Source organism: Leucothrix pacifica, from assembly GCF_003172875.1.
Classification (GTDB): Bacteria; Pseudomonadota; Gammaproteobacteria; order Thiotrichales; family Thiotrichaceae; genus Leucothrix; species Leucothrix pacifica.
The window spans coordinates 43,920-58,903 of the sequence record NZ_QGKM01000010.1 but is presented as its reverse complement, the minus strand read 5'-3'; the positions used below and the strand labels follow the sequence as shown (position 1 = coordinate 58,903).

The 14,984-nt window shown below is 47.6% G+C and carries 12 protein-coding genes; 8 read left to right on the top strand and 4 right to left on the bottom strand.

Annotation, left to right across the window (positions count from 1 at the left end; genetic code table 11):
- Window positions 1-6: 6 nt before the first annotated feature.
- Genes DKW60_RS05615 through DKW60_RS05600 form a run of 4 tightly spaced genes read right to left on the bottom strand, consistent with a single transcriptional unit; the run spans window position 7 to window position 5,089 of the window.
- A complete protein-coding gene (locus DKW60_RS05615; protein ID WP_109836686.1) occupies window positions 7-1,191 on the bottom strand; it encodes an acetyl-CoA C-acyltransferase in 1,185 nt (394 codons plus the stop codon).
- 18 nt (window positions 1,192-1,209) lie between these two features.
- A complete protein-coding gene (locus DKW60_RS05610) occupies window positions 1,210-2,373 on the bottom strand; it encodes an isovaleryl-CoA dehydrogenase (protein ID WP_109836685.1) in 1,164 nt (387 codons plus the stop codon).
- A gap of 9 nt (window positions 2,374-2,382) precedes the next feature.
- Entirely contained in the window at window positions 2,383-3,123 is a 741-nt protein-coding gene (locus DKW60_RS05605; protein ID WP_109836684.1) for a response regulator transcription factor, read from the bottom strand.
- Window positions 3,107-5,089 (bottom strand): PAS-domain containing protein, encoded by a 1,983-nt coding sequence (locus tag DKW60_RS05600; RefSeq protein WP_181389592.1) that lies wholly within the window; start codon window positions 5,087-5,089, stop codon window positions 3,107-3,109. The genes DKW60_RS05605 and DKW60_RS05600 overlap by 17 nt, the downstream gene beginning before the upstream one ends.
- 252 nt (window positions 5,090-5,341) lie before the next feature.
- On the opposite strand from DKW60_RS05600, the gene glgC reads away from it, so the two are divergent.
- From glgC to DKW60_RS05560, 8 genes are all read left to right on the top strand, one after another.
- Window positions 5,342-6,619, top strand: coding sequence for a glucose-1-phosphate adenylyltransferase (gene glgC, locus DKW60_RS05595; protein ID WP_109836682.1), 1,278 nt, complete (start codon window positions 5,342-5,344; stop codon window positions 6,617-6,619).
- Between the two features lie 156 nt (window positions 6,620-6,775).
- Window positions 6,776-7,024: a DUF3297 family protein gene (locus tag DKW60_RS05590; protein ID WP_109836681.1), complete on the top strand. Its 249-nt coding sequence runs from the start codon at window positions 6,776-6,778 to the stop codon at window positions 7,022-7,024.
- Window positions 7,025-7,035: 11 nt separating this feature from the next.
- Complete coding sequence (locus tag DKW60_RS05585; protein ID WP_109836680.1) at window positions 7,036-8,301, top strand: DEAD/DEAH box helicase; 1,266 nt, start codon at window positions 7,036-7,038, stop codon at window positions 8,299-8,301.
- A 210-nt stretch (window positions 8,302-8,511) separates the two neighbouring features.
- On the top strand, window positions 8,512-10,458 hold the full coding sequence (locus tag DKW60_RS05580; RefSeq protein WP_109836679.1) for an AMP-binding protein: 1,947 nt from the start codon (window positions 8,512-8,514) through the stop codon (window positions 10,456-10,458).
- Complete coding sequence (locus DKW60_RS05575; RefSeq protein WP_109836678.1) at window positions 10,458-11,249, top strand: ABC transporter ATP-binding protein; 792 nt, start codon at window positions 10,458-10,460, stop codon at window positions 11,247-11,249. The genes DKW60_RS05580 and DKW60_RS05575 overlap by 1 nt, the downstream gene beginning before the upstream one ends.
- 90 nt (window positions 11,250-11,339) lie before the next feature.
- Window positions 11,340-12,341 carry a branched-chain amino acid ABC transporter permease gene (locus DKW60_RS05570; protein WP_109836677.1) on the top strand — a complete coding sequence of 334 codons (1,002 nt, stop codon included), beginning with the start codon at window positions 11,340-11,342 and terminating at the stop codon, window positions 12,339-12,341.
- Window positions 12,342-12,428: 87 nt separating this feature from the next.
- Complete coding sequence (locus DKW60_RS05565; RefSeq protein ID WP_425451298.1) at window positions 12,429-13,421, top strand: branched-chain amino acid ABC transporter permease; 993 nt, start codon at window positions 12,429-12,431, stop codon at window positions 13,419-13,421.
- 176 nt (window positions 13,422-13,597) lie between these two features.
- Window positions 13,598-14,902 (top strand): ABC transporter substrate-binding protein, encoded by a 1,305-nt coding sequence (locus DKW60_RS05560; protein WP_109836675.1) that lies wholly within the window; start codon window positions 13,598-13,600, stop codon window positions 14,900-14,902.
- Window positions 14,903-14,984 lie beyond the last annotated feature (82 nt).

Genomic DNA, 14,984 nt, shown 5'->3' with positions numbered 1-14,984 from the left:
TCTGTTTTAGAGCAGCTCGACCGCCATTGCGGTTGCTTCACCGCCACCAATGCATAAGGACGCCATGCCTGTTTTGAGGCCGCGATGTTGTAAGGCTGAAATCAGCGTGACTAAGATACGCGCACCGGAAGCTCCGATTGGGTGACCTAATGCACAGGCTCCGCCATTCACATTGACTTTGTCATGCGCTAGCTCCAGCTCGTGCATAGCAGCCATGGTGACCACGGCGAATGCTTCATTGATTTCAAACAAATCAACGTCGTCAGCAGACCACTCCAGTTTTGCCAACAAGTCCTTCATCGCATCAACCGGTGCAGTGGAAAACCAGGCTGGCTCTTGTGCAAAGGTGCTATGACCATGAATAACTGCGATGGGCTTCAAACCACGTTTTTTGGCTTCGCTACGACGCATTAGCGTAAGTGCAGCGGCTCCATCTGAAATAGAACTGGCGTTAGCTGCTGTTACGGTGCCGTCTTTGCGAAATGCTGGACGTAGCGTTGGGATTTTTTCAATATTGGCGTTGAAAGGCTGCTCGTCAGAGTCTACGACGGTTTCACCTTTGCGGGTCTTAATTGTCACGGGAGTGATCTCAGCGTTGAACGCCCCCTCCGTGGTGGCTTGTTGCGCTCGCTGCAGAGAGGTAATTGCAAACTCATCTTGTGATTCGCGAGTGAAGGCATATTTGTCTGCACACATCTCCGCAAAGCTGCCCATCAGTTTGCCTTTCTCATAAGCATCTTCCAGACCATCCAAAAACATATGGTCCTGAACATTTGAGTGGCCCATGCGTAAACCATCACGTACTTTTGGCAGTAAGTACGGCGCGTTACTCATACTCTCCATACCACCTGCAACCATGACTTGATTCGTGCCTGCCAACAATAAATCATGCGCCAACATGGTGGCTTTCATGCCCGAGCCGCACATCTTATTAACCGTGGTACAACCCGCAGTAAGCGGAAGGTCTGCGCCCAGACTGGCTTGTCTGGCAGGTGCCTGACCTTGTCCGGCCGGTAGCACGCAACCCATAATGACTTCCTGCACATCATCCGCGGCAATCCCTGAACGCTCCACTGCCGCTTTAATGGCAGCTGCGCCCAAGTCTGCAGCGGTAAGGCCTGACAGCGAACCTTGAAATCCACCCATGGCGGTACGTGCAATGCCGGTGATGACAATAGGATCATTATTCATATCTGTTTCCTTCGTGGTTTATGCGGTTTCGTTGAATAGCTCGCGGCCAATTAACATACGGCGAATCTCAGAGGTTCCCGCACCAATTTCATAGAGCTTGGCATCCCGCAATAAGCGTCCGGTGGGATATTCATTGGTGTAACCATTGCCGCCCAGTGTTTGTATGGCTTCCAGTGTCATCCAGGTAGCTTTTTCAGCCGCATACAGAATCGCACCGGCAGCATCCTTACGAGAGGTTTCACCACGATCGCAGGCTTTACCCACGGCATACACATAGGCTTTGGTCGCGTTCATGGTGGTGTACATATCCGCCATTTTTCCTTGCATAAGCTCAAATTCACCGATGGCACGACCAAATTGTTTACGATCATGAATATAAGGCACAACCACGTCCATACAGGCCTGCATAATGCCGGTAGGGCCAGCGGATAGAACCGCGCGTTCGTAGTCCAGTCCACTCATTAGAACGTTGACGCCTTTGTTTAACTCACCAAGGATATTCTCTTCCGGTACTTCCACATTCTCAAATACCAGTTCGCCAGTGTTGGAGCCGCGCATGCCTAATTTATCCAGCTTCTGCGCCGTTCTGAATCCAAACTCCCGCCCAACCAAAAAGGCAGTAATACCCTTGGGGCCTGCGTCTGGTTCAGTCTTGGCATACACCACAATCAGATCAGCATCCGGCCCGTTGGTGATCCACATTTTGGTACCATTTAAGATGTAGCGATCGCCTTTTTTCTCAGCCTTCATTTGCATACTGACAACATCAGAACCGGCATTCGGCTCAGACATGGCCAGCGCGCCAATAAACTCACCGCTAATCAGCTTGGGTAAATACTGTTGCTTCTGGGCTTCAGTCCCGTTACGGTTGATTTGATTCACGCACAGATTGGAGTGTGCGCCATAACTCAAGCCTACTGAGGCAGAGGCCCGGCTGATTTCTTCCATCGCCACCATGTGCGCGAGGTAGCCCATGTCGGCACCACCATATTCTTCCGGTACGGTAATCCCGAGCAGTCCCATTTCACCGAACTTTGGCCAAAGCTCATTAGGGAATTCATTGGTGGCGTCAATCTCTGCAGCTCGTGGCGCGATGTGTTCATTCGAAAACTGGTAGACTGCGTCACGCAACATATCAGCGGTTTCGCCGAGGTCAAAATTTAGGGTAGGGTAGGCAATCATAAAATCTCTCTACGTATTACACGGAATGCGGTTAACCGTGTGGGTCAGCATATAGCCACCCCCACGAATGGTTTTAAAAAGTGGTTCCTGATCAGGCGGTGTCAGTATTTTCTTGCGTAATTGGCCAACCCGGACATCAATGGTTCGGTCGAAAGGACCGGCATCACGGCCTCGGGTTTGTTGTAGCAAATAATCACGACTTAGCACGGTTTGCGGGTGTTTAACAAAGATGATCAGCAGGTCCATTTCAGCCGGTGATATTTCAATTTTCTCACCATTCTCATTGAGTAACTCACGTACTTTGCTATCCAGTTGATAGCCGGAGAAATGGTAACTGCAGGTATCAGGCTTCGGAGCCTGTTTAAGACGCCCCAGACGGCGTAACACTGCATTTGAGCGAGCCAGTAATTCGCTCATTTCAAATGGCTTAGGAACGAAATCATCAGCACCACCATTAAGCCCGGTTAGCCTGTCGTTTAACTCATTTTGTGAAGTCAGCATAATCACGCCGGAGTCATGATCCCGTTTGATTTCATCCAGCAATGTAAAGCCGTCTTTGCCCGGTAAATTAACATCGAGAATGACCAAATCCACAGATTGAAGCTTGAGTACTTCATTCATTTCGTCACCCGAGCCAGCGCAGTGCACAATGGCGCCGTGCTTTTGGAAGTAGCGTTTGATAAGCGATTGGATAGCCAGCTCATCATCCACGATTAAGATGTGATTGAGTGTGTCAGGCATGATGGTCATTCAATAAACTCTGTAATTTGTCTGCAAGTGATGCGCGCTGAAACGGTTTACGCAGCAAGTGGTCTTCATTTAATGAGGATTCCAACTGCTCGCTGTAACCTGTCATGCACAGTACTTTGGTCTTTGGATAATCCTGTGGAACCATGTCATACAGGTCCAGGCCACTCACGGAGCCTGGCATAACGATGTCTGTGAGTACCAGATCATATTCCGGGTTTTGTGAGAGTTGATCCAGTGCAAAGTCACCATTCTCAGCAATATCGACGGTATAACCCATCTTATTTAGAGTACGGTGAACAAACTGACGTACCCCTTCATCATCCTCAACCAGAAGAATGCGTGCATTCTGTTGCTCATCGGATAATTTAGGTAGCTGCTCTTCTGCGTTAACAGCGGATTGTTTGTCGATGGGGAAGATGATGCGAATCGTTGTGCCTTCACCCATTTTTGACTTGATGTCGATGCCACCACCGGATTGTTTAACAAAACCATAGACCATACTTAAACCAAGTCCGGTTCCCACACCAGAAGGCTTGGTGGTGTAAAACGGCTCAAAGGCACGGCTAATGGTTTCTGCTGACATACCATCGCCTTCGTCCCGCACGCTGAGCATGATGTAATCGCCAGCGGGGAGGTCGGTAAAAGTATCGTGATGCTGAGGCTTCTTGTAAGTTTGTGTGCGAATGGTCAGTTTACCGCCTTTTGGCATCGCGTCCCTGGCATTCAGAGTCAGGTTAAGTAAGCAGGTTTCAAGTTGGTTTTTATCAACGAGTGTTTGTGCTAAACCCAATCCAAGGCGTCGTTGTACTTGTACAGTCTCGCCCAGCGTACGCTGTAATAAAATACTGAAGTCCTCAACGAGTGCATTGATATCAGTTGACTCTGGCTTGAGTGCCTGACGGCGTGAGAAAGTGAGTAGCCTCTGAATCAGCTCACCCCCACGTTTAGCCGCTTGTTGGCAGGCATGGATGACCTCGCGCATTTCCTCGTTGTCGATGGTGTCATCTTCAATGAAGTTTAAGTTGCCAAGGATAATCGTCAGTAGATTATTAAAGTCGTGGGCAATACCACCGGTTAAGCGGCCCAGTGCCTGCATTTTTTGGGACTCAATTAACTCCCGCTCAGTTTGTTTATACTCCGATAGGTCTTGCCCTAAGAAGAAGTAACCCAAGACTTTTTCATCGCTGTCAAAGTGGGGAATGAAAGTGATCGATACATCCAGGGGCTTACGGCCTTTACGGCGAATCATATACTCACTGGAGACTTCTTTGCCCGATGCAACAGAAGCAATATCTTTCTCAAACTGTTCCTTATTACGATCCTCAACCAGGCTGAAAATAGAGCAACCAATTAATTGTTCGCGGTCTAGTCCGAACCATTCCTGATGCATATTGTTGATAAACTGATAGCAGTTATCTTTGTCGACATAAGCAATGAGTGCCGGGACTGCATCGGCAATCTGACGAATCCATGACTCACTTTTGTGCAAAGCTTCTGCCGTTTCGCGATGCGCTTCGCTCTCACGGCGGTATGCTTCTGTTCGTTTAATAACACGTTTTTCAAGACGCGCTTCAGATTGGCGAACTTCGGTGACATCGGTGTAAGTGGTTACAAATCCACCGTTATGTTCCATGGGGTTGCCACGCACTTCAATGATGGTGCCATCCGGACGAATGCGATCAAATACATGCGGCTCAAAGCTTTCAGCCAGTTTCACACGCTCAGTAACCAACTCATCAATATCTCCCTCACCATATTCCCCGCGCAGGGCATTGAAGCGAAAGAATTCACTGATGTGTTGATTGATGAGTGCCAGCTCCTCCGGAATTTCGAGTAGTTCAGTCATGCGTTTGTTGCAGGCGATCAGTCGTAAATCCTGATCAAATACTGAGATTCCCTGATCCAGATAATCAAGGGCATCGAGAGTCCAGGCACTGCGCTGTTCGAGCGTGCTTGTCTTGTTCATGATTCTGAGTATCGCTGTTTTAATGGGGTATTTGTAGTTTTTTACTGATGGTTTACAAAATTGAATGGTGCAGTGCTCACTAATAACCATGGAGAAGGCTTTCAGCCTGAAATTAAGTACAACTATGAGGTTTGTATAGTTTACCTATCAGCACTAAAGCGGGGTATACTGAGTCTGAAAGTGATTTGATTTCCCCCCACAACATGCAATCACTTTCATTCTATCTTGTAGGTCTAGCAGAGGAGAGGGATTATGAGCAATGAGTCTCAAAGACTGGCACAGCAAACCATGGCTTTTGTTTTAGCCGGTGGACGAGGAAGTAGGCTTCAAGAGCTGACAGAAAAACGGGTAAAACCAGCTGTATATTTCGGTGGTAAAACTCGAATCATCGATTTCGCATTATCTAATTCGGTGAACTCAGGCATCAAACGCATTGGTGTTGCCACGCAATATAAAGCGCATAGTTTGATTCGCCACTTACAACGTGGTTGGAGCTTCTTCCGTGCGGAGCGTAATGAATCGCTTGATATATTGCCCGCCTCACAACGCATGGGTGATACCAATTGGTATAAGGGGACTGCCGATGCAGTGACGCAAAATATCGACATTATCGAAGCGTATAATGTGAAGTACGTGTTGATTCTGGCAGGTGACCATATCTATAAGCAGGATTACTCTTTAATGATCCAACAACATGTTCAAAGCGGTGCGGATGTGACGGTCGGTTGTATCGAAGTGCCGCGTGCTGAGGCCAGTGGCTTTGGTGTTATGCATGTGGATGACGATGATAATGTTTTAGAGTTCATCGAAAAGCCGGCTGATCCTCCTGCAATGCCGGGACATCCTGATCTTGCATTAGCAAGCATGGGTATCTACGTATTTGAAGCAAACTTCTTATACGATTTATTGAGAAAAGATAATGCAAATCCAGATTCTACCAATGATTTTGGTCATGATTTGATTCCTGAACTGGTTGCAAACGGTAAAGTAGTGGCTCATCCCTTCAGTCGCTCATGTGTACGCAGTTCTTCAGAACCAAAACCATACTGGCGTGATGTGGGAACGGTGGATGCTTTCTGGCAGGCGAATATCGACCTAACAGACTTCGTTCCGGAGTTGGATATTTATGATAATGAGTGGCCGATCTGGACGTATTCAGAGTTAACGCCTCCCGCCAAATTTATCCATAATGAAGAAGGGCGCCGTGGTAATGCGGTTTCTTCGATGGTATCGGGTGGCTGTATCATTTCTGGTGCACAGTTGGAGCGTTGTTTATTGTTTACCGGTGTCAGAGCGCATTCTTATTCAACGCTTAAAGGTGTCGTGGCCATGCCTTATGTTGTCATCGGTCGTCACGCTCGTTTGACCAATGTGGTTATCGATCGTGATGTCGTCATTCCTGATGGCTTGGTGGTTGGTGAAGATCCAGAGCTCGATGCGAAGCGATTCAGACGCACTGAGGGCGGTATTTGTCTGATTACTGAAGCAATGATTGATGCACTTAATGATGAGACAGCTGCCAATGCCTGATGGATGGATTGGTAGGGCATATTGCTGATAAAAACAACGGAGCGTGTGATCAACCGCTCCGTTTTTTATGCCCATAAGAAATCGTTCTCATGAATGCGTAACGAGATTTAATCCTCTACAATAGCCGGATTATTTATAAAATGAAGGTATCCATCCATGAGTGATGCAAAATCTCAACCAGCCTTGCCGGATCGTCTATCGGGTAATCCACGTAGTCCTCATCATGATAAGGCTATTTTTGAGCATGAAATTGGTATCAGACTCAATGGTAAGGAACGTACGGATGTTGAGGAGTACTGCATTAGTGAAGGCTGGGTCAAAGTTGCCTCACTAACCGCGCTAGACCGAAGAGGTCAGCCGCTATTAATGACAATGAAAGGTACGGTTGAAGCGTATTACAAATAAGAGCCTGGGCGATGTCATTTGATGCTTTAGGCCTGTGTGACGGGCTGCAAAAAGCCATTACTGAACAGGGATATACCGAGCCATCGGAAATACAGTTGCAGGCCATTCCGGCAGTTCTGAATCAACGTGATTTGATGGCTGTAGCGCAAACCGGGACTGGTAAGACGGCAGGTTTTACGCTGCCTGTCCTGCAGCGCTTGTCGGTTGAGGCTGACGCGAAGGCTCATCAACTTCGTGCCTTAATCCTAATACCAACTCGTGAGTTAGCCGCTCAAGTAGCGCAAAGCGTGGTTAACTACAGTGCTCATCTCCCGCTTCGCTGTTCAGCGGTCTACGGTGGTGTCAGAATCGAGTCACAAGTCACTGAGCTACAGCAAGGTGTTGATGTGCTGGTGGCAACTCCCGGTCGTTTGCTGGATCTTTATCGTCAGCAGGCGGTTAATTTTGATCATCTCGAGATTTTGGTACTGGATGAAGCTGATCGCATGTTGGAGCTGGGCTTCATCGATGATATTCGTCATATCCAAAGCTTATTGCCACTGAAGCGTCAGACACTGATGTTCTCTGCAACCCTGTCAAAAGGGATTAAGTCACTGGTCGATGGCATGTTGAATGACCCGCAATATATCGAAGTGACAACAGCTAATAGCACGGTAGATCAGATCGAGCAGAAAATACACCCACTGGATAAAGCGCGTAAGTCTGAAGCACTGATTCATCTGATTCAGCAACATAACTGGCATCAGGTGTTGGTGTTTAGCCGAACTAAACGCGGTGCAGATAGCTTGGTGCTTGAGTTAAAAAATGCCGGCATTGCTGCGGAATCAATTCATGCTAACCGCACTCAACATGCCCGTACACACGCTCTGGCAGACTTCAAGGCGGGTAACATTGTAGCCTTGGTCGCGACCGATATTGCGTCGCGAGGTATTGATGTGAATGAATTGCCTTACGTGGTTAATTTTGATTTGCCATTTGTGCCTGAGGACTATGTTCATCGTATTGGGCGCACGGGTAGGGCGGGGATGTCGGGCTTAGCAGTGTCGCTGTTTAGTGAGGATGAATATAAGCAGTTGCAAGCCATTGAGCGCCTTATTGATCATAAGTTTGAGCGCGAAGTGATTCCGGGATTTGAGCCGAGTGTGCAGGCATTGATTTATCCATCGCCCGATGAAGAGTACGGCAATTTTGAACCTGATGATTCTAAGTCAACTAAGCGGCCTCGCTCTAAAAAGCGTGGACGACGTCGGGGGAAGGCGGCCAAACGTAACCGTTAGTCAAACACTTCAGATCAGTCTAATGATCACTATCACTAATATTTTCAGTTGCTTAAACTGCTTTCCATCGGCTTGGAAAGGCTATTAATCAGATAGATATCATAACTTTTACCGAGCCTTTACAAATAAACTGCCATACTTCTTGGACAGCCAGGCGCCGTTACGTTTAAGATAGCGTTCAGAGGAAATTAATCTTAGAGGCGGAGTTTAGTGGCAAACCAAACCGATACGTTCCCTAAGTTACTGATTAAGAATGCGGAGCGCTTCAAGCACAAAGCCGCTATTCGAGAGAAGGACTTTGGCATCTGGCAATCCTGGACCTGGTCACAGATGCGAGATGAAATTTTCACCCTTGCCAATGGCATGGCCGCATTAGGTTTCAAGCGTGGTGATAAAATGGCCATCGTTGGCCGTAACCGTCCCCGTTTATACTGGGGAATGTGTGCAGCACAATGTTTAGGTGGCATACCTGTTCCGGTCTATCAAGACTCTGTCGCAGACGAAATGCAATACGTGCTTGAGCATTCTGAAGTTAGCTTTGTGCTAGCGGAAGATCAGGAACAAGTGGATAAGATGTTAGAGATCCACGAATCCTGTCCAGCCATGCAACACGTCATTTACGACGACCCCCGCGGCATGCGTGACTACGAAGAAGGACATCTCCACGATTTTGAAAAGCTCCAACAACTGGGTCGTGAATTCGCGAAAGAAAATCCTGACTATCTGATGCAGGAAATCAACAAGGGTAAGGGCGAAGATATCGGTATCTTCCTCTACACCTCTGGCACCACCGGCAAGCCGAAAGGCGTGGTGATGACCAACGATAATATCATTATTACGGCTCAAAACAGTGTTAAATTCGACAATCTAAGCAAGGATGAAGAAATCGTTTCTTATCTTCCGATGGCTTGGGTTGGTGATCATATTTTCTCCTATGCCCAAGCTTATGTGACTGGGTTCTGTGTGAACTGTCCGGAAAGCGAGGCAACCGTCGCGACCGATTTGCGGGAAATCGGTCCGACTTATTATTTTGCACCACCGCGTGTGTTTGAAGGCATCTTAACCACAGTGACTATCCGGATGTTGGATGCCGGAAAGCTTAAGCAGAAGATGTTTAACTACTTTATGAAAGTCGCAAAAAAGACTGGTGTGGCCATGTTGGATGGCAAAGAGGTCTCCGGCAAAGAGCGCTTCTTGTACTGGCTGGGAAATATTCTGGTCTATGCGCCACTCAAAAATACAATGGGCTTTAGCCGGATTCGACTGGCTTATACCGCGGGAGAGGCAATTGGCCCGGAGATTTTCGACTTCTTCCGTTCACTGGGTATCAATATCAAACAACTCTACGGCCAAACCGAAGCGGCTGTGTTTATCACCATGCAACCAGACGGTGAAATCTACGCGGATACCGTGGGTATTCCGGCACCGGGCGTTGAGGTTAAGGTAAATGATAACGGTGAGGTGATGTACCGCAGCCCCGGCGTTTTCCACAGCTATTATAAAAATGAAGCATCCACCAACGAAACGAAAGATGAAGAAGGTTTTGTGTATACCGGTGATGCGGGTTATTTCGCTGATAACGGTCACCTGAAAATCATTGATCGAGCGAAGGACGTTGGTAAGTTCAGTGATGGCAGTATGTTTGCACCGAAGTACATTGAGAACAAACTGAAGTTCTTCCCACACATTAAAGAGGTGGTGGCGCTGGGCGACGGTAAAGACTACTGCACTGCATTCATTAATATTGACCTTGAAGCCGTCGGTAATTGGGCGGAGCGCAATAATGTGCCATATGCCAGTTATCAGGAATTAGCGGGGAATGAACATGTTTACCAGATGATGCTGGAGAGTATTGATGAGGTGAATAAAGACTTATCGACTGACAGCCTGATGTCTAAATCACAAATACATCGCTTCTTGATTCTGCATAAAGAACTCGACCCGGATGATGGCGAATTGACCCGTACCGGTAAGGTTCGTCGCCGGATTGTGAATGAGAAGTACGAAGTCTTGATTGATGCGTTGTATAACGGTGCCAAGGATTGTTACATCAATACCGAAGTGGCCTTTGAAGACGGTCGTAAAGGCTCCATCGAAGCGACACTCAAAATTAGTGATGCAAAAACCTTTGAGCCGAATGTAAAGGAGGCCAGCTGATGAGTGAAGCAAGCAGAATTGGCGATACTTTACTGGAAGTTAAAAACATTTCACTGTCATTTGGTGGTGTTAAAGCGCTAACTGATATTAGTTTTGATATTAAGGAAGGTGAGGTCAGAGCCATTATCGGCCCGAACGGTGCGGGTAAAAGCTCCATGTTGAATGTGATCAGTGGCTTTTATCATCCCCAGGAAGGTGAGGTGTGGTTCCGTGGGGAAAAGCGTGGAGCGTTAAAACCGTATCAGGTAGCACGTCAGGGTGTCGCCCGAACCTTCCAGAACATTGCACTGTTTAAGGGAATGTCGACACTCGACAACCTAATGACAGGCCGCATCACACAAATGAAGACTAATATGTTTTGGCAGGCGATTTGGAAAGGGCCGGCAGAGCGTGAAGAAATCGAACACCGTGAGCGTGTTGAGCACATTATCGACTTCCTGGGTATTCAGGCGATCCGCAAAACACCCGTTGGTCGCTTGCCATATGGTATGCAAAAGCGTGTGGAGCTGGGTCGGGCACTGGCCGCTGAAGCAAAACTGCTGCTGCTGGATGAGCCGATGGCAGGGATGAACATGGAAGAAAAGGAGGACATGAGCCGCTTTATTCTGGATGTGAATGATGAGTTCGGAACTACTATCACACTGATTGAGCATGATATCGGTGTGGTAATGGATTTGTCAGACAGGGTCGTTGTGCTGGACTACGGTTGCAAGCTTGCGGATGGTACGCCCGATATTGTGCGCAATGACCAAGCGGTAATCGATGCTTATTTGGGAGTGAGTCATGACTAAGATGCGTAATAACTGTTTCACGCGAATGGCGGGTCGCTTCCTTAGTGATGCCATGATTAATAATCCACACTTCAGTCAGGGAGGTCAGCAATGAGTCCGGTAATTCTCAATGCGCTGGAGGTCATCTTAAATGGCCTGATGGCGGGGGTGATGTATGCCCTGGTCGCGCTCGGTTTTGTACTGATTTATAAAGCTTCCGGTATTTTTAACTACGCACAGGGTGTCATGGCACTGTTTGCCGCACTGACATTGGTTGGATTTCAAACCGGTCAAATTCCTTTTGCACACCTGATTAATGCCATTTTCGGCACAAAATTGCATCACTGGGGGGATGGGATGAATACCTTCCTCGCCATTATTTTGACGATGCTGGTGATGATTTTATTCGCTTGGCTGCTGGAGAAAATTGTTCTCAAACACATGGTCAACCAAGCACCGATTATTCTGTTTATGACCACGATTGGTTTAGCCTACTTCATGGAAGGGTTTGGAGACCTGATGTGGGGAGCAGATATTAAAACCATGGATGTTGGTTTACCTTCAGGCGGGTCCTTCTGGCTAGAAGACTTCACCCGAGGTTGGGCAGCAGAAGGCACCGAATACTACGGCATGTACATTGATGTGTTGGATGTGTGGGCAGCAGGTATTGCCATTTTATTGGTTATCGCGCTGACCTTGTTTTCACAATACACCAAGACTGGCCGCGCACTGCGTGCGGTAGCGGATGATCATCAGGCAGCATTAACTGTCGGTATCTCACTGCGCAGTATCTGGATTATCGTGTGGTCGCTGGCAGGCTTTGTGGCACTGGTTGCCGGTATTATGTGGGGATCAAAATCAGGGGTTCAGTTCTCCTTATCATTGATCGCACTGAAAGCATTACCGGTATTGATTTTGGGTGGATTTACCTCGATTCCCGGCGCGATTATCGGCGGCTTGATTATCGGTGTTGGTGAGAAGTTATTTGAATACTCCATCGGTTCGATGATTGGTGGCGCGACTGAAAACTGGTTTGCTTATGTGTTGGCGTTGGCCTTCCTGATGTTCCGGCCTCAGGGTTTGTTTGGCGAAAAGATAATCGAGAGGGTTTAACAGATGTTTTATAGAGAAGCAGGTGATTTTAAAACCTCTTACGCAAAGGATCAGCAGTCTTTCCCAATCAAACTAGACCGCTATTGGGTGTGGGGTGTATTGGCGATTGCATTCTTAGTGGTACCGTTCTTTATCAATGACTACTGGGAAAAGTCGGTGTTACTACCGTTTCTGGTTTGGTCAATGGCAGCGTTAGGCTTAAATATACTGACCGGTTATTGTGGTCAGGTAAGCCTCGGAACGGGCGGTTTCATGGCAGTGGGTGCTTACGCTTGTTACAAGCTGATGGTGGCCTTTCCGGGACTAAATATATTCATTATTGTAATACTGGCAGGCCTGATTACGGCGGTAGTAGGGATCGCTTTTGGTTTGCCCAGTTTACGAATCAAGGGATTCTATTTAGCAGTGGCAACACTGGCCGCTCAGTTCTTTCTGGTTTGGATGTTTAATAAGATTCCATGGTTCTACAACAACTCAGCGTCAGGAATGATCACTTCGCCTGAACGACTGATGTTTGGTGTACCCATCACTGGCGCATCAGCACCACCTTGGGCAACTTATTTATTCTGCCTGACCTTGGTAACTATTTTTGCTTTTATCGCGCGCAACCTGACGCGAGGCCGTATTGGTCGCTCGTGGATGGCGATACGTGATATGGATATCGCTGCAGAAATTATTGGTGTACCGCCACTTCAAGCGAAGTTGTCTGCATTTGCTGTCAGCTCCTTCTATATCGGTATGTCTGGTGCCATGCTTTTTGGTGTTTACTTAGGCTCAGCTGAGCCAACCGAAGCGTTTGGTATCGATAAGTCTTTCTTAGTGTTGTTTATGGTAATTGTCGGTGGACTCGGCAGTATCTTAGGCAGCTTTTTAGGTGCGGCATTCTTAGTGTTAGTACCAGTATTAATGAAGAACATCATGGTGGGTGGCTTCGGTTGGCCTGCTGACTTGGCGGCACACCTTGAACTTCTGTTTATTGGTGCGTTGATTATGTTCTTCTTAATTGTAGAGCCACACGGGCTTGCTCAGCTGTGGCGCATGACTAAGGAAAAGTTACGTCTCTGGCCATTCCCGCATTAACCCGGTCAGGTGTATTTGTGTCGCAGGCAATCATTTAGCATAGACGCTTCGCCGCCTGTGTTTAATGGTGAATCATTAAACGAGTCGGAAGGCGCTTATTCTGCTAAATGATTACCCGCTGCATTAGAAATAACGTCGGATTATTGGCGTAAATGTTTTATTTGGAGGAAGTACAAATGAAAGTTAAATTGAAATCAATCAGTGCAGCAGTGGTTGCTGCAACGATCATGGCGACAGCTGTGCCAGCGATGGCAGACCTGACATTCCCAATGTTGAGCTATCGTACCGGCCCTTATGGCCCGAATGGAACTGAGTTCGCCGATGGCTATGCTGACTACTTCACATTGCTTAATGAGCGTGATGGCGGTATCGGTGGTGTCAAAGCAGTCACGCCGGAGTGTGAGACCGCGTACAACACACAGAAAGGTGTTGAGTGCTACGAGTCGACTAAAGGCCAGGGCGCTTTGGTATACCAGCCGCTTTCAACCGGTATTACTTATCAGCTGATTCCTAAAGTAACGGCTGATGATATCCCAATGCACACTATGGGTTACGGACGTACTTCAGCCGCTAACGGTAAGGTGTTTAGTCACGTCTTTAACTACCCTGGTACCTACTGGGATGCTGCGTCTGTCATTATGAAGCACGTGTCAGATATGGAAAAAGGCGATCTCAAAGGTAAGAACATTGCCTTGGTTTATCACAACTCTGCCTATGGTAAAGAGCCGATTCGTACCCTTGAAGAGCTGGCTAAAAGAGATGGGTTTAAGCTGACCTTATTGCCTGTCGATCACCCTGGTCAGGAGCAGAAATCACAGTGGTTGCAGATCCGTCGTGAGCGTCCTGATTACGTGCTTATGTACGGTTGGGGAGTCATGAATCAGGTGGCGATCAAAGAAGCCGGAAACATCCGTTTCCCAATGGATAAGTTTATCGGTATTTGGTGGTCAGGTTCTGAGAACGATGTATTGCCTTCAGGTGATAAGGCCAATGGTTATAAGGCGGTGACCTTCCATGGTGTGGGGACTGACTATCCAATCTTTGATGACATCAAAAAGTACGTAGCAGATACCGGTAAAGCAGCGGGAGATGGCAGCAATATCGGAACCGCATTGTACAACCGCGGTATGTATGCAGCGGTTCTGGCAGCGGAAGCAGCAGCTAATGCTCAAAAGATGTTCAATACTAAAGAAATCACTAGTGGCCAAATGCGTGACGGTATGGAGTCACTCAAAGTTGATAATGCGCGTATGGAAGCGTTAGGGCTGAAAGGCTTTGCGCCTGAAATCAACGTGACGTGTGAGAACCACGGTGGACCAGGTTTGGCAGCAATCCAGCAGTGGGATGCAAAAACCAAAACATGGAGCCTGATTACAGACTTCGTTGCATCTGACCGCGACATTATCGATCCACTGATTGCAGAGGATTCTGCGGCATATGCCAAAGAGAACAAACTCACTGAGCGTGAGTGTAAGTCTTGATTTAGTGGGCCGTAGAGAGTGCGGTATTTGCTACAAAAATGCCATCTTCGATGGGAACATTTTTTTCGCAAATCCCGCTCTC